Genomic DNA, 14877 nt, shown 5'->3' on the forward strand with positions numbered 1-14877 from the left:
CCGTGATGCAGCTGACGGACAGTCAGATCGTGGGCAGAGCGTAGGGCTCGGCGCCTTGTCGGTCCAGGGGTGCGGGGCTAGCCTGCTGGGGAAGTGGAAATCTGACGACCCATCAGATATGTACGCCAGGCGGAGGGGAACCATGACCGAACTGCCCCGCATCATCAGCGTCGACGACCATGTGATCGAGCCCGCGCACCTCTTCGAGACCTGGCTGCCGAAGAAGTACCAGGACCGGGGACCCAAGCCCCTCACGGCCGGAATCGGTGAACTCGCCTACGTCGGCGGCAAGTACCAGATCACCATGGACCCGGACGGCCCGCCCACCGACTGGTGGATCTACGAGGACCTCAAGTTCCCGTACAAGCGCAACATCGCCGCCGTCGGCTTCGACCGCGACGAGATGACCCTGGAGGGCATCACGCGCGCGGAGATGCGGCGCGGCTGCTGGGACCCCGTCGAGCGGCTCAAGGACATGGACCTCAACCACGTCGAGGGAAGCCTCTGTTTCCCGACCTTCCCCCGCTTCTGCGGGCAGACCTTCGCCGAGGCGCACGACAAGGAAGTGGCCCTGGCCTGCGTGCGCGCGTACAACGACTGGATGGTCGAGGAGTGGTGCGGCGACAGCGGCGGCCGGCTGATCCCGCTGTGCCTCATCCCGCTGTGGGACATCGAACTGGCGGTCGCGGAGATCCGGCGCAACGCCGCGCGCGGAGTGAAGGCGGTGACGTTCTCCGAGATCCCCACCCACCTCGGCCTGCCCTCCATCCACTCCGGCTACTGGGACCCGTTCCTCGCGGTCTGCCAGGAGACGGGGACGGTCGTGAACATGCACATCGGTTCCTCGTCGCAGATGCCCGCCGCCTCCCCGGACGCGCCGCCCGCCGTGCAGGCCTCGCTGTCCTTCAACAACGCGATGGCCTCGATGATGGACTTCCTGTTCAGCGGGGTGCTGGTGAAGTTCCCGCGCCTCAAACTCGCCTATTCCGAGGGGCAGATGGGCTGGATCCCGTATGCCCTGGAGCGCGCAGACGACGTCTGGCAGGAGCACCGCGCCTGGGGTGGCGTCCGGGACCTCATCCCGGAGCCGCCCTCGACGTACTACTACCGGCAGATCTTCTGCTGCTTCTTCCGCGACAAGCACGGCGTCGCCTCGCTGGACGTCGTGGGACGGGACAACGCGACCTTCGAGACCGACTACCCGCACGTCGACTCGACCTTCCCGCACACCAAGGAGGTCGCCCTCGACCATGTGAAGGGCCTCGACGACGAGACGATCTACAAGCTGATGCGCGGCAACGCCATCCGCATGCTCGACCTGGACCTCGACAAGTAGCGGGCCCATGGACCTCACGTACACCCCCGAGGAGGAGGAGTTCCGCGCCCGGCTGCGGGAGTGGCTCGCCGGGGTGCTCCCGGCGCTGCCCCCGAAACCGTCCCCGGACGACTGGCCCGGCCGGCGGGCGTACGACCTCGGGTGGCAGCGGATGCTGTACGACGCCGGATACGCGGGGCTGCACTGGCCCGTCGACGCCGGGGGCCGGGGTGCCACGCCGACCCAGCACCTCATCTACCTGGAGGAGACGGAAAAGGCGGGCGCCCCCTACGTAGGGGCCAATTTCGTCGGACTGCTGCACGCCGGGCCGACCATCGCCTCCGAAGGGACCCCCGCACAGCGGGCGCGCTGGCTGCCGCCGGTGCTGCGAGGCGAGGAGGTCTGGTGCCAGGGGTTCAGCGAACCGGACGCCGGCTCGGACCTCGCGGCGCTGCGCACACGCGCGTGGCGGGACGGCGACGACTACGTAGTGAGCGGGTCCAAGATCTGGACCTCCCACGCCGAGGTCGCCGACTGGTGCGAGCTGCTGGTCAGGACCGACCCGGCGGCCCCGAAGCACCGCGGGATCTCGTGGCTCGCGATGCCCATGGACGCGCCCGGGATCACCGTCCGGCCGCTGCGCACCCTCGCGGGCTCGACCGAGTTCGCGGAGGTCTTCCTCGACGAGGTGCGGGTGCCCGTCTCACACCGGGTCGGCGCCGAGAACGACGGCTGGCGCGTGACCATGGTGACCCTGTCGTACGAGCGCGGTACCGCCTTCGTGGGCGAGGTCGTGGCCTGCCGGCGGGTGCTGGGGGAGGTCGCGCGCGAGGCCCGCAAGAACGGCCGCTGGGACGATCCGGCACTCCGGCGGCGGCTGGGCGGGCTCAACGCCGAGTTCCGCGCGCTGTGGCGGCTCACGCAGTGGAACGTGAGCGAGGCACAGAGGAACGGGGGAGTGCCGGGAGTCGGCGGTTCGGTTTTCAAACTGAGGTACTCACACGCGCGGCAGGAGCTGTACGACGCCGCCGCCGAGGTTCTCGGGCCCGAGGCACTGGACCTGGGCAGAGAGTGGACCCTCGACCGGCTCAGCTCCCTGTCGTACACCATCGCGGCCGGCACCTCGCAGATCCAGCACAACATCGTGGCCGAGCGGATCCTGGGCCTGCCGAAGGGACGGTGAGTACTCCCCGTGGACTTCCAACTCACGGACGACCAGCGAGCCTTGAAGGCGGGCGTGCGCGAGCTGCTCGCGGCGCGGTTCGGCCGGGAACGGCTGCGCGCCGCCGTGGACGAGGGGCCGAGGCTCGACCGGGCCCTGTGGCGTGAGCTCGGTGAGGCGGGGTTCTTCGCGCTGCGCCTGCCCGAGGCGGACGGCGGCGTCGGGCTCGGCCTCCCGGAGGCGGTGCTCGTCTTCGAGGAGGCGGGGCGGGTCCTGCTGCCCGGCCCGCTGATCGCCACGCATCTCGCGGCGGGCGTGGTGGACGGGGCCGCCACCGGGGAGACCGTGGTGACGGCCGTGGACGGCGGCGGCCTGGTGGAGTGGCTGGCCGAGGCGGACGTCGTACGCGGGGACGCGACCGGCGCCGAGCCGCTGCGGCCGGTGGACCCACTGACGCCGCTGCACCGGGTACCCGTATCCGGCGGGGCCGGTCTCACCGGCGTACGCCCCGTGGGTTCCACCGGCGCACTCCCCACGGCTCCCCTCACTTCGCTCTTCACGGCGGCCGAACAGCTCGGCACCGCCGCCCGCGCCTGCGAGACGGCCGTGCAACACGCCCGGGCCCGCGAGCAGTTCGGGCAGCCGATCGGGGCCTTCCAGGCGATCAAGCACCTGTGCGCGCAGATGCTGGTGCGGGTGGAACTGGCGCGCGCCGCGGTCTACGCCGCCGCCGTCACGGCCGACCCCGTGGACATCGCGGCGGCCCGGCTGCTCGCCGACGAGGCCGCCGTGCGCGGCGCCCGCGACTGCCTCCAGGTGCACGGCGGCATGGGCTTCACCTGGGAGTCCGACGTCCATCTGTTTCTGAAGCGGGCTTGGACGCGAACCCAACGTACGGGCGGTGTTACGGAGAGTGAGGAACTGTTGGCGGCCGACCTGGTGTCCGCGGTGGGCCGATAGGGCTCTGCACAGGCACGGTCCGGAAAGGGGCGCGATGAATGTCGCGGATCGTGGCATACCGGAATTACGGAGCGTTGATATCGGGTTGTGTCCTACGCGTGACTTGTCACGGCCTGGAGTCGGCGGCGGGCTCGGGTACCTTGTGTGGGATGCGAGTGGTTCCGAGATCGAGCGATCCCGGTGTTGCCCTTGAGGCCGCGCCGGATCCGGCGATGCTCGCCGCTCGCAAGGCAGTGCGGACCCCCGCGACTGCCTGTTCGACTCCCCGTGGCGAGCGTCGCACAGTATGCCGCACGCGTACTCCTTCGCGCTGGAATATGCCCGAAGCGCTTGTTGGGGTGACTGTACGTCAACCATGCTGTCTCTCAAGGGAATCACGTTCCGTGATCCTGGTTCTGGTCATGCAGGTCATGGCCACGATCGTGGCCCTCGTGAGGCGCGAGGCGATGTGTCCGCCGGTTCGGATGGTGTGAGCGGTGCAGGTGCTTCAAGTGCAGCTGGAGATCCGGCCCGACCCCGCGGAGGTGGGGCGAGCTCGGAGGTGGGCCCGTTCGCGGCTCGCCGGGTCCGGGATAGGGGTCGATGAGCCGCTCGCCGAGACGCTGATCCTGCTCGTCTCCGAACTCGTCACCAACGCCGTGGTGCACACCGGCTGTCCGGCCGTGCTGCGGCTGTCCCTGCCGGGCGTCCTCGGTGAGTCCATCGGGACCGTCCGCCTGGAGGTGGCCGACTCCAGCGCCCGCCCCCCGGTGCCCCGGCACGCCGAGGGCGACGAGACCAACGGCCGCGGCCTGGAGTTGGTCGACGGTCTGGCGGACCGCTGGGGCTGGAATCCCGAGGGTGCCGGCAAGAGCATCTGGTGTGAGGTCGACCGCTGTACGCAGGGTGCCCGGGCGGGGGTCGCGTACGCGGCTTCCTCCTACGAGGGCTTCGCGTACGAGGCGTACGAGGCGGTCTAGTCCGCGTCCGCACCCGCTCCCGTACCTCTGGTGCGGGAGCACGGTTCGTGCATTTGTGCACGCGTTCCGTTTCCACGGCCCGGGTCGGGGCCGAGTGCGCCGGGATGTGCTTCCGTGCGCGCCGTCGCAAAGGGCGCGTAAGTGATAATTCCCCGAACGGGTGTTGACGTGGCGTGTCCGTTTGATCACGCTTGTGTTCAGCGATTCGCCGCGAGGGGACGGCGAGGGTTTCGGTGACGGGAGCCCTCGGTGAGTGCGGGTCGCGATTCGGCGTCGGCTCCTACAGGGCCAGAGGGAGCAGGGCGGGTACGCCGGAACCGACTGGCGGCGCGCGATGCCGTGCTCGGGGCGCGCAGTGGCGCGCCGCCAGCCGACCCTTTCCCCGGCCGCCGGCCGACCTTTCCCCGAAGGCTCCTTGGGGCTCATCTCAGAGGATGGCCACCGGTGCCACGGGGGTGCCCGTGCCGCCGACGAAGGGTTCCGGCATCGCGGACAGCAGGAAGGCGTAGCGATTCTCTTGTCCACAGGCTGTGGACAACTCTTCGAGATTCCAGTTCTGGCCCTGCAGCATCCCCATCTCGACCAGGTCGAGCGCATGTACGGGCAGCCACAGGTCCTCGATTTCGGGAGGGAAGATCTCAAAAGTGAGAGTGTCGTTCGCGACGGCCGCGACATCGCGTGCGTGGAACCACTCCGGTGTGCGGATCGACAGCCCGGGCGACGGATACCCGTACGCGTGCTTGTCGCCGGCCAGGTAGACCTGGATCTGCCCGGTCCGTACGAGCGCGATGTCCCCGGACCGCACCCGCGTGCCCGCCAACTCCTCCGCCGCGTCGAGGTCTTCGGGGGTCACGGCGTGACCGCCGTCGAGGCGGTCGACGCCCCGCGCGCGCGGGATGTCGAGCAGGACCCCCCGCGAGACGAGGTGCCGGGGCTTGTCGATGCCGCTGAACTCGGCGCCGCCGTGCGGGGTGATCGTGCCGGCCGGGCGGCCGTTGTAGAGCTTCCCGGAGTGCGAGACATGGGTGAGCGCGTCCCAGTGGGTCGCCGCCTGGAGCCCCAGAGTCACGGCGTCGTCGCTGCACGCGACCGTTCCCGGGCCGAAGATCTCCTGGTTGATCTGCACCATGACGTGCAGCGGATTGATCCGCCCAGGGATCATCCCGGTCTGCACCCCGTCCTGCTGGAGAGGGAGCGCGAGCGGAACACGCCGCCCCGTGCGGACGCAGGCGACGGCCTCTCGTACCACCTCGTCGGTGATCAGGTTCAGGGTCCCGATCTCGTCGTCGGCGCCCCAACGCCCCCAGTTGTTCACGCGCTTGGCGATGTCGTGGAACTCGACCGGAAGTGACATGAGTCCTCCGCGGGGCTTGTCTCCGGGTATCTGACGGGTCGTAGAATCCGAGGAGACCGAATCTAACGGACCGTCAGAAACTGCGGGAAGGGGCCGGACGTGGGGAACTTCTTGGCAGGAAAGGTCATCGCCGTGACGGGGGCGGGCCGCGGGATCGGCCGCGCCGTCGCGCTCGCCGCGGCGGCCGAGGGCGCACGGGTCGTCGTCAACGACTACGGGGTGTCCATCGAGGGCGCCGAGCCGACCAGTTCGATCGCCGACGCCGTGGTCAAGGAGATCGAGGCGGCGGGCGGGGAAGCGGTCGCGGTGGCCGACGACATCTCCACGATGGCCGGCGGCCAGCGGGTCGTCGACGCGGCGCTGACCTCGTACGGGCGCATCGACGGAGTGGTGTGCGTGGCCGGCATCCTGCGTGAACGGATGCTCTTCAACATGTCCGAGGAGGAGTGGGACCCAGTCGTCGCCACCCACCTGAAGGGCACGTTCACGGTCTTCCGGGCGGCCTCGGCGGTCATGCGCAAACAGGGCGCGGGCACGCTGATCGGCTTCACCAGCGGCAACCACCAGGGCTCGGTCGCGCAGGCCAACTACAGCGCGGCGAAGGGCGGGATCATCTCGCTGGTCCGCAGCGCGGCACTGGGCCTGCACAAGTACGGGGTGACGGCGAACGCGGTGGCACCGGTCGCCCGTACCCGCATGTCGGCCAATGTCCCCATGGAGCTGAAGGAGATCGGCGAACCGGAGGACGTGGCCGCGCTGGTGGTCTACCTCCTCTCCGACCGTGCCCGCGAGGAACGCATCACCGGGCAGGTCTACACGATCGCCGGCCCGAAGATCGCGGTGTGGGCACAGCCGCGGGAGCTGCGCGCCGGATACGCGGACGGCGGCCCCTGGACTCCCGAGCGGATCGCGGACTTCCTGCCGGGGACCGTGGGCGTGGACCCCATGCCCCTGCTGGAACAGGTGGAGGCGATGGCGCGGGCGGCCGCGCAAAAGGCGCGGCCGAACGCGTGAGGTGCGGCTGAACGCGTGAGGTGCGGCTGAACGCGTGAGGTGCCGTTGTTCTGTTGGGCCCGCGGGCGAGGGGGACACATGGAGTTCGGATTCGACGCCGAGGACGAGGCCTTCCGGCGCACGGCACGGGACTGGCTGACCGCCCACCCGGTCGGTGAGCCGGTCGTCCGCCAGGACTGGGAACGGGAACTGGGCCGGGGTGGCTGGATCGGCCTTGGCTGGGCGGAGGACGGATACGGCAACCGGCGGGCGAGCCTGACCCAACAGGTCGTCTGGGCCGAGGAGTACGCCCGTTCCAGGGCCCCGGCCCGCTCCGGCCATATCGGAGAGAAGCTCCTCGCCCCCACCCTCATCGCCCACGGGACCCCGGAACAGAAGGCACGCTTCCTGCCCCCGGTCGCCCGCGGCGAGGAACTCTGGTGCCAGGGATACAGCGAGCCGGGCGCGGGCTCGGACCTGGCGGGGATCCGTACGGCCGCGGCACGGGACGGCGACACGTACCGCGTCACCGGCCAGAAGATCTGGACCTCGCTCGCACACGAGGCGGACTGGTGCTTCGTCCTCGCCCGTACGGAACCGGGGTCGGCCCGCCACCACGGTCTGTCCTTCCTTCTCGTCCCGATGGACCAGCCGGGTCGCGTCGAGGTCCGCCCGATCCGCCAGCTCACCGGCACGAGCGAGTTCAACGAGGTCTTCTTCGACGGGGCGGTGGCCCGCGCCGAACACGTCGTCGGCGGTGCGGGCAACGGCTGGCAGGTGGCCATGAGTCTCCTCGGTTTCGAACGAGGGGTCTCGACGCTGGCCCAGCAGATCGGCTTCGCGGAGGAGTTGGGGCGGGTGATCGAGACGGCCGTCGCCACGGGCGCGGCGGCCGACCCGGTGATCCGGGACCGACTCGTACGCCAGTGGGCGGAGCTGCGCACGATGCGCTGGAACGCGCTGCGGACGCTGGGCGGTTCGGGCGACGCGGGCGCGCCCAGCGTCGCCAAGCTGCTGTGGGGCCGCTGGCACCAGCGGCTCGGCGAACTGGCGGTACGGGTGCGGGGCGCGGAGGCCGCGACCGGTCCCGCGGACTGGTCGGCCTCGGCACCGTACGAACTCGACTCCTCCCAGCACCTGTTCCTGTTCAGCCGGGCCGACACCATCTACGGCGGCTCGGACGAGATCCAGCGCACGATCATCGCCGAGCGCGTGCTCGGCCTGCCGAGGGAACCCAAGGGCTGAGGGAGTCGCGATGCGAGGCGTGATCTTCGACGGCAAGCGGACGCAGGTCGTGGACGACCTGGAGATACGGGATCCGGGGCCCGGCGAGGTGCAGGTCGCGATCTCCGCGGCCGGCCTCTGCCACAGTGACCTGTCGGTGGTGGACGGGACGATCCCCTTCCCCGTCCCCGTGGTCCTGGGACATGAGGGCGCGGGGGTCGTCGAGGCGGTGGGCGCGGGCGTCGGCCATGTCCGGCCCGGCGACCATGTCGCGCTCTCCACGCTCGCCAACTGCGGGGCGTGCGCGGAGTGCGACCGGGGGCGGCCGACGATGTGCCGCAAGGCGATCGGGATGCCGCGGCAGCCGTTCGCGCGGGGCGGGCGGCCGCTGTACCAGTTCGCGTCCAACTCCGCGTTCGCGGAACGGACGGTGGTGAAGGCCGTCCAAGTCGTCCGCATCCCCAAGGACATCCCCCTCGCGTCCGCCGCGCTGATCGGATGCGGAGTCCTGACGGGAGTGGGCGCGGTCCTCAACCGCGCGAGGGTGGACCGGGGGGACACCGTCCTCGTCATCGGCACCGGCGGCATCGGACTCAACGTTCTCCAGGGCGCGCGGATCGCGGGCGCACTGAAGATCGTCGCCGTCGACGCCAATCCGGCGAAGGAGGCCGTGGCCCGGCGCTTCGGCGCCACGCACTTCCTGACGTCGACGGAGGCCGTGAAGGACATCCTTCCCACGGGTGCCGACCACGCCTTCGAGTGCGTCGGCCGCGTCGAACTCATCCGCCAGGCCATCGACCTGCTGGACCGCCACGGCCAGGCGGTCCTCCTCGGCGTACCTCCGGCCACGGCCGAGGCGTCCTTCCTCGTCTCGTCCATGTACCTGGACAAGTCCATCCTGGGCTGCCGATACGGGTCCTCCCGCCCCCAGCGTGACATCGCCCTGTACGCCGACCTGTACCGAGAAGGCCGCCTCCTCCTGGACGAACTGGTCACCCAGACCTACCCGGTGGAGGACTTCGACAAGGCGGCGCAGGATGCGGAGGGTGGGAGGGTGGCGCGGGCGGTGCTGACGTTCTAGGGGGGGCGGTAAATTCGTCTGCGGGCGGGTGGAGGCTGGGCGCGCAGTTCCCCGCGCCCCTCAAGAGCGCCGGCGTGCATCTTTCAGCCTGTCCGGCGCTCGAGGACAAGGCCGAGGGCCGATGCCCCACCCACCTGGTCCACCCACCGACCCCGGTCCGCGCCCTCCAGCCCGTCCGGCGTTTGAGGACGAGCCCTTCGGGCGATGCGGGGGTCCGGGGGCGGCAGCCTCCGGCGGGGTCTGGGAGGGGACGGGTAGGGGCGGCGGGGGCGAGGACCGTTGGGGCGGTGGACGTGGGCCGGGTTATCCACAGGGCGGGGAAATCCCGTGGGGCGTTGTCGGACCGGTCCCCTAACGTCGTCGCATGAGCTACCGAGACGTCGCCAGTAAACAGGTCCTGGCCTGGGCCGTCGTGGCCATCTGCGCCCGTATGCCGGTCGCCATGACCCCCCTGGCCCTGGTCTTCCTCGTCCGAGAACGCCCCGCCGGCTACACCCTGGGCGCAACCCTGGCAGCGGCATACGTGATCGGCGAGATCATCGGCGCCCCCCTCCTCGGCACCCGCATGCACCCCGACAGAGCCCGCCCCCACCTGGCCAGAGGCCTGGCGATCGGCGCGTCCGGCTTCGCCGCCCTCGCCGCGTTCCCCCACGCGCCCCCACCCCTCCTCGCCGCGTTCGCCGCCCTGGCCGGCGCCGCCCCCGCCGCGGCCCCCGGCGCCCTCCGTACCCTGCTGACCGGCCTGGTCCCGAAGCGAGCGGCGGCCCAAGCACTGTCCGCCGAGTCGATGCTGACGTTCGGGATATGGGCCCTGACCCCGGCGGCGGTCACGGGCCTCGCCCTGGGCATCGCCCCCAGAGCCCCACTCCTGCTCGCCGCCGCGCTGATGGCCTTGTCGGTCGCGGGCCTGTGGCTGCTGCCTGCGGGCTGGGAGGCGGACGACACGGACCGCGCGGGCGAGTCGATGCACCGGGTACTGGCCAGAGCGTGGCCGGCGTATGTGACGGGCGCGGCCGGCCTGTCCCTGCTCGCCCTCGCCGAACTCGTGCTGCCTGCCCTGCTCGAACAGCGCGGGACGGCCGTCGGCTGGGCGGGCCCACTGCTCACGGGCCTGTCGCTGGGCGCGGCGGTGGGCGCGTTCCTGTACGGGCTGCGCTCCTGGCCGGGGCAACTGCGCACCCGGAGCGTGGTGTTGATGTGCGGCATGGCGGTCTGTCTGACGCTGGTCGCGCTGATACCGACCCTCGCCGGGATGGCGGCCGCGCTCACCGCCGCGGGTGTCCTGCAGGCGGGCGTGATGCTCACCCGCAACCTGTCGCTGCGCGAGATGCTCCCGCCGAGCGCGCTGGCGGCGGGGTACTCGGTGATGTACGCGGCCGTGGGCGTGGGTTACGCCGCGACGGGCTCCCTCGCGGGCGCCCTCCTCCGCTTCGTCGCGCCCTCGACCGCGATCCTGGCCGGCGTCGGCCTCACCCTGCTGCTCACGTTGGTGGGCGCACTGGGCGAGCGCGTTCGGACGAAGACCGTCGTCCCCGGCCCGCGCTCAACGCATGACCCCGAGACGGGCGACGTCCCCCTCGCCGAGGTCCTCGACTCTGGAGGCCCCGGAGGTCCGGAAAGTGCGCCGATACGCGGTGGGGGTGACCCCGAGCACGGCCTGTAGGTGCTGCCGCATCGACTGGGCCGTGCCGAAGCCGGCGTCCCGCGCGACCTGGTCGATGGACAGGTCGCTGGTCTCCAGCAGGTGCCGGGCCCGCTCGATGCGCTGCTGGGTCAGCCAATGCCCGGGGCTGACGCCGACCTCCTCGCGGAAGCGGCGCGTGAAGGTGCGTACGGACATGGCTTCCTGTTCGGCCATGTCGCGGAGCTGGATCGGCTCGTGGAGGCGGGCCAGCGCCCAGGCCCGGGCGGCGGTCGTGGTGGCCGCCTGCGGCTCCGGCACCGGCCGCTGGATGTACTGCGCCTGCCCGCCGTCGCGGTGCGGGGGTACGACGGTGCGGCGGGCCACGTCGTTGGCGACGGCGGCGCCGTGGTCACGGCGTACGAGATGGAGGCACAGGTCGATTCCCGCGGCGACGCCGGCGGAGGTGAGGACGTCGTCGTCGTCGACGAAGAGCACTTCGGCGTCGACCTTGATCTTCGGGAAGAGCCGCTGGAAGTGCTCGGCGTGCATCCAGTGGGTGGTGGCCGGGCGGCCGTCGAGGTAGCCCGCGGCGGCGAGGACGTAGCTGCCGGTGCAGATGGAGACGAGGCGGGTGCCGGGGCGGATGTGGGCGAGGGCGGCGGCCAGTTCGGGGGTGAGGACGCCTTCGGCGTGGACGGGGCCGAGTTCGTAGGAGGCGGGGATGACGACGGTGTCGGCGGTGGCGAGGGCTTCGGGGCCGTTCGCGACGAGGACGGCGAAGTCGGCGTCCGTCTCGACGGGGCCGGGCGGCCGGACCGAGCAGGTGACGATCTCGTACAGCGGGTGCTCGTCCGCGTCGCGTGCCTTGCCGAAGATGCGCTGCGGGATGCCGAGCTCGAAGGGCAGCAACCCGTCGAGAGCGAGGACGACGACGCGGTGGCGAGGATGCGTACCCTGAGAGGCCATGGCCCGATCCTAGCGAATGATGTCCTTCGGGCCACTCGTTCGCGAGAACGGCAGGCCCGAAGCTCTATGTCGTGACCCAGACAACCGAAGCCGCCTCCCCGGGGGGCGCCGCAGCCGCGGAGGACCCCCGCCCCACCGAGCCGACCGACTCCACCGACTCCGTCGAGCCGACCGACTCCACCGAGCCGACCGGCCCCTCCACCCCCCGCGTCCGCATCCACCGCGCCTGGTTCGTCGCCGCCGTCACCTTCGTGACGATCATCGGCGCGGCGGCCTTCCGTTCACTGCCGGGTCTGCTGATCGACCCGCTGCACCAGGAGTTCCACTGGTCGCGCGGCACGATCGGCGCGGCGGTGTCCATCAACCTCGCGCTGTACGGGCTGACGGCGCCGTTCGCGGCGGCGCTGATGGACCGCTTCGGCATCCGGCGGGTGGTGGCGGTCGCCCTGATGGTGATCGCGCTCGGTTCCGGTCTGACCGTGTGGATGACGGCCGCCTGGCAGCTGCTGCTCTGCTGGGGCCTGTTGGTCGGACTGGGGTCCGGCTCCATGGCGCTGGCCTTCGCGGCGACGGTCACCAACCGCTGGTTCACGGCGCGCAAGGGCCTGGTCACGGGCATCCTGACGGCGGCCTCGGCGTCCGGCCAGCTGATCTTCCTGCCGCTCCTCTCCTGGATCGTCACCGAGCACGACTGGCGCCCGGCCGCAGTGACGGTGGCCCTCGCGGCGCTCGCGGTCGTCCCCTTCGTATGGCTGCTGCTGCGGGACCACCCGGCGGACGTGGGCGTGAAGCCGTACGGGTCGGCGGAGTTCGTACCGAAGCCCGCGCCCGTGCAGGGCGCCGCCCGGCGCGCGGTGACGGTCCTGCTCTCCGCGGTCCGCACCGGCCCGTTCTGGCTGCTGGCCGGCACCTTCGCGATCTGCGGCGCCTCGACGAACGGCCTGGTCCAGACGCACTTCGTGCCCGCGGCTCACGACCACGGAATGCCCATCACGGCGGCGGCCTCCCTGCTCGCGGTCATCGGGGTCTTCGACGTGGTCGGCACGGTCGCCTCCGGCTGGTTCACCGACCGCTTCGAACCGCGCAGGCTGCTCGCCGTCTATTACGCGCTGCGCGGCATCTCGCTCCTCTTCCTCCCCATGCTTCTCGCCTCGTCCGTGCACCCTCCGATGATCTTCTTCATCGTCTTCTACGGCCTCGACTGGGTCGCCACCGTTCCGCCCACGCTGGCCCTGTGCCGCGAGCAGTACGGCGAGGACAGCGCCATCGTCTTCGGCTGGGTCCTCGCCTCCCACCAGGTCGGCGCCGCCCTCGTCGCCTTCCTCGGCGGTGTGGCGCGGGACACGTTCGGCTCGTACGACATGGTCTGGTACGCCTCGGGCGCGCTGTGCGCGGCGGCGGCCCTGATGGCACTGGTGATCCGACGGCGCCCCGCGACGGGCACGCCCGCGGTACCGGCGATCGCCTGACGACTCCGGCACTCCGGCCGGGCGGCCTGCCACCGAGCTAGAGGAACCGCCCTTTGTGGAACAGCAGCGGCGCGGCGTCGTCACCGGCGCTCGCGCCGAGCGCGTCCACCCGTCCCACCACGATCAGATGGTCCCCGCCGGTGTGCACCGCGTGGATCGTGCAGTCGACCCAGGCCGCGGCGCCCGCGAGACGCGGCGAACCGGAAACGGGCGCCGCGTCGTACACGACCCCGGCGAACTTGTCCGCCCCGCTCACCGCGAACCCACGGCACAACTCACCCTGGTGCGCCCCCAGTACGTTCACACAGAACACGCCCGCGCGGGCGATCCGCGGCCAGGTCGCCGACGTGCGCCCCACCATGAAGCAGACCAGGGGAGGGTCGAGCGAGAGCGACGCGAACGACTGACAGGCGAACCCGGCCGGGCCTCCGTCACCTGCCTCGCCCTCGACGCCCGGCGCGGTGATGACGGTGACACCCGTCGCGAAGTTCCCCAACACCCGCCGAAACGCGGCCTGATCGACCGGCGCCCGCTCATCGTCCCCCACCGCGCGCAACTCCGGCCGAGGCAGCGCCTCGACGCGCCCCGCGACGGTGGAAGCCCCGGCCGACCTGAGGTAACGGACGGCGGCTGCCGCCATCCCTGCGTGTCCCATCACACCACCCATTGAAGCTGACGATGTGTCAGATAGGAAGGGGTGGGAGCCGGTACGGAGCCCGGCGGGAACTCCTGGCCCAACCTGCGCGTATCTTCGCGACCATGGGGTGGGCAGACACGGCACGCAAGCCGGGACGCACGGGGCTGAAGTGGTCGGACGCCGACGAGCTCCAGCTCTACGTCCTGTTCGGCGATCCCGGCTCGGGGGATCTGCGCAGGCTGAGGCGGGACTGACTCAGCGGCCCCGGTAGTGCGGGGTTCTGCGTTCTACGAAGCTTGTCACGCCCTCGGTCGCGTCCGTCGTGGTCATGTTGATCTCCTGGGCGGCGGCTTCGGCGGCGAAGGCGGTGCTGCGGTCGGTGTCGAGGGAGGCGTTGACCAGCTGTTTGGTGAGGGCGAGGGCGCGGGTCGGGCCGGTGGCCAGGCGCTCGGCCCAGTCGCGGGCGGTCTTCTCCAGATCGTCCGGCGGTACGACTCTGTTGACGAGCCCGAGCCGCGCCGCGTCCGCCGCCGTCAGCGCGTCGCCGAAGAACATCAGTTCCTTGGCGCGCTGGGGTCCGACGAGACGGGGCAGCAGATACGCGCCGCCGCCGTCGGGGACCAGGCCGCGGCGCACGAACACCTCGATGAACTTGGCGGAATCGGCGGCGAGTACGAGGTCGCAGGCGAGGGCGAGGTGGGCGCCGAGGCCGGCCGCGGTGCCGTTGACCGCCGCGATCACGGGTTTCTCGCAGTCGAGGACCGCGCCGATCAGGCGCTGAGCGCCGAGCCGGATCGTGCGGGCCACGTCACCGGCCACCCGCTCCCCGGCCGGCGGCCCCCCACGCAGGTCCGCGCCCGCGCAGAAACCACGTCCGGTCGCCGTGATCACGACGGCCCGTACGTCCGGGTCGGAGGAGGCGTGGGAGAGGTGCTGGATGAGGCGTTCGCGCTGGTCAGGGGTGATGGCGTTGAGGGTTTCGGGGCGGTTGAGGGTGATCCACGAGACGTGATTGTCAGTGGCGTGCAGTACCAATGAGTCGACGGGATCGGCAGATTTCTCGGCAGATTTCTCGGGGGAGGATGTCATGGGGGTGCTCCGGTTCTTACGGGGGGCGGTGCGGCGGGGGCGGG

Annotated in this window: 14 protein-coding genes; 10 read left to right on the top strand and 4 right to left on the bottom strand. The window is 71.2% G+C overall.

Going from position 1 to position 14877, the window contains the following annotated elements:
• Window positions 1–142: 142 nt before the first annotated feature.
• The 4 genes from SMIR_RS21075 to SMIR_RS21090 all read left to right on the top strand — a co-directional run bounded on the left by SMIR_RS21075 (window position 143) and on the right by SMIR_RS21090 (window position 4396).
• On the top strand, window positions 143–1336 hold the full coding sequence (locus SMIR_RS21075; RefSeq protein ID WP_168492797.1) for an amidohydrolase family protein: 1194 nt from the start codon (window positions 143–145) through the stop codon (window positions 1334–1336).
• Between the two features lie 7 nt (window positions 1337–1343).
• Window positions 1344–2498 (top strand): acyl-CoA dehydrogenase, encoded by a 1155-nt coding sequence (locus tag SMIR_RS21080; RefSeq protein WP_168492795.1) that lies wholly within the window; start codon window positions 1344–1346, stop codon window positions 2496–2498.
• Window positions 2499–2507: 9 nt separating this feature from the next.
• Window positions 2508–3437, top strand: a complete 930-nt coding sequence (locus tag SMIR_RS21085; RefSeq protein ID WP_212727240.1) for an acyl-CoA dehydrogenase family protein — start codon at window positions 2508–2510, stop codon at window positions 3435–3437.
• Window positions 3438–3913: 476 nt separating this feature from the next.
• Window positions 3914–4396: an ATP-binding protein gene (locus SMIR_RS21090; RefSeq protein ID WP_248002973.1), complete on the top strand. Its 483-nt coding sequence runs from the start codon at window positions 3914–3916 to the stop codon at window positions 4394–4396.
• A 427-nt stretch (window positions 4397–4823) separates the two neighbouring features.
• On the opposite strand, the gene SMIR_RS21095 is transcribed toward SMIR_RS21090, so the two are convergent.
• Entirely contained in the window at window positions 4824–5750 is a 927-nt protein-coding gene (locus SMIR_RS21095; protein WP_212727241.1) for a cyclase family protein, read from the bottom strand.
• Between the two features lie 99 nt (window positions 5751–5849).
• On the opposite strand from SMIR_RS21095, the gene SMIR_RS21100 reads away from it, so the two are divergent.
• From SMIR_RS21100 to SMIR_RS21115, 4 genes are all read left to right on the top strand, one after another.
• Window positions 5850–6764: an SDR family oxidoreductase gene (locus SMIR_RS21100; protein ID WP_168492789.1), complete on the top strand. Its 915-nt coding sequence runs from the start codon at window positions 5850–5852 to the stop codon at window positions 6762–6764.
• A 78-nt stretch (window positions 6765–6842) separates the two neighbouring features.
• Window positions 6843–7988, top strand: coding sequence for an acyl-CoA dehydrogenase family protein (locus tag SMIR_RS21105; protein WP_168492788.1), 1146 nt, complete (start codon window positions 6843–6845; stop codon window positions 7986–7988).
• Between the two features lie 10 nt (window positions 7989–7998).
• Window positions 7999–9048: a Zn-dependent alcohol dehydrogenase gene (locus SMIR_RS21110; RefSeq protein WP_168492786.1), complete on the top strand. Its 1050-nt coding sequence runs from the start codon at window positions 7999–8001 to the stop codon at window positions 9046–9048.
• 364 nt (window positions 9049–9412) lie between these two features.
• Window positions 9413–10711: an MFS transporter gene (locus SMIR_RS21115; protein WP_168492784.1), complete on the top strand. Its 1299-nt coding sequence runs from the start codon at window positions 9413–9415 to the stop codon at window positions 10709–10711.
• On the opposite strand, the gene SMIR_RS21120 is transcribed toward SMIR_RS21115, so the two are convergent.
• The gene (locus tag SMIR_RS21120) at window positions 10592–11638 is read right to left on the bottom strand and encodes a GlxA family transcriptional regulator (RefSeq protein ID WP_212727242.1); all 1047 of its coding nucleotides are present in this window, start codon (window positions 11636–11638) and stop codon (window positions 10592–10594) included. The two genes, SMIR_RS21115 and SMIR_RS21120, sit on opposite strands and share 120 nt — an antisense overlap.
• A 71-nt stretch (window positions 11639–11709) precedes the next feature.
• Between SMIR_RS21120 and SMIR_RS21125 the strand changes: the two genes are divergently transcribed.
• Window positions 11710–13107, top strand: a complete 1398-nt coding sequence (locus SMIR_RS21125) for an MFS transporter (RefSeq protein WP_168492780.1) — start codon at window positions 11710–11712, stop codon at window positions 13105–13107.
• A 37-nt stretch (window positions 13108–13144) separates the two neighbouring features.
• Here SMIR_RS21125 and SMIR_RS21130 read toward each other — a convergent pair whose 3' ends face one another.
• On the bottom strand, window positions 13145–13762 hold the full coding sequence (locus SMIR_RS21130; protein WP_212727243.1) for a flavin reductase family protein: 618 nt from the start codon (window positions 13760–13762) through the stop codon (window positions 13145–13147).
• Window positions 13763–13866: 104 nt separating this feature from the next.
• Here SMIR_RS21130 and SMIR_RS44345 point away from each other — a divergent pair, with 104 nt between their 5' ends.
• Window positions 13867–13998 (top strand): hypothetical protein, encoded by a 132-nt coding sequence (locus SMIR_RS44345; protein ID WP_282190314.1) that lies wholly within the window; start codon window positions 13867–13869, stop codon window positions 13996–13998.
• Window position 13999: 1 nt separating this feature from the next.
• Here the strand turns inward: SMIR_RS44345 and SMIR_RS21135 are convergent, their stop codons facing one another.
• Window positions 14000–14833 carry an enoyl-CoA hydratase/isomerase family protein gene (locus SMIR_RS21135; RefSeq protein WP_212727244.1) on the bottom strand — a complete coding sequence of 278 codons (834 nt, stop codon included), beginning with the start codon at window positions 14831–14833 and terminating at the stop codon, window positions 14000–14002.
• Between the last annotated feature and the right edge of the window lie 44 nt (window positions 14834–14877).

The sequence above is a fragment of the Streptomyces mirabilis genome (assembly GCF_018310535.1).
Classification (GTDB): Bacteria; Actinomycetota; Actinomycetes; order Streptomycetales; family Streptomycetaceae; genus Streptomyces.

What these genes read in the sequence shown, in the direction of transcription:
- SMIR_RS21075 (WP_168492797.1), top strand. Translation starts at nt 143, where the DNA reads ATGACCGAACTGCCCCGCATCATCAGCGTCGACGACCATGTGATCGAG.
- SMIR_RS21080 (WP_168492795.1), top strand. Translation starts at nt 1,344, where the DNA reads ATGGACCTCACGTACACCCCCGAGGAGGAGGAGTTCCGCGCCCGGCTG.
- SMIR_RS21095 (WP_212727241.1), bottom strand. Translation starts at nt 5,750, where the DNA reads ATGTCACTTCCGGTCGAGTTCCACGACATCGCCAAGCGCGTGAACAAC.
- SMIR_RS21105 (WP_168492788.1), top strand. Translation starts at nt 6,843, where the DNA reads ATGGAGTTCGGATTCGACGCCGAGGACGAGGCCTTCCGGCGCACGGCA.
- SMIR_RS21110 (WP_168492786.1), top strand. Translation starts at nt 7,999, where the DNA reads ATGCGAGGCGTGATCTTCGACGGCAAGCGGACGCAGGTCGTGGACGAC.
- SMIR_RS21115 (WP_168492784.1), top strand. Translation starts at nt 9,413, where the DNA reads ATGAGCTACCGAGACGTCGCCAGTAAACAGGTCCTGGCCTGGGCCGTC.
- SMIR_RS21120 (WP_212727242.1), bottom strand. Translation starts at nt 11,638, where the DNA reads ATGGCCTCTCAGGGTACGCATCCTCGCCACCGCGTCGTCGTCCTCGCT.
- SMIR_RS21130 (WP_212727243.1), bottom strand. Translation starts at nt 13,762, where the DNA reads ATGGGACACGCAGGGATGGCGGCAGCCGCCGTCCGTTACCTCAGGTCG.
- SMIR_RS44345 (WP_282190314.1), top strand. Translation starts at nt 13,867, where the DNA reads ATGGGGTGGGCAGACACGGCACGCAAGCCGGGACGCACGGGGCTGAAG.
- SMIR_RS21135 (WP_212727244.1), bottom strand. Translation starts at nt 14,833, where the DNA reads ATGACATCCTCCCCCGAGAAATCTGCCGAGAAATCTGCCGATCCCGTC.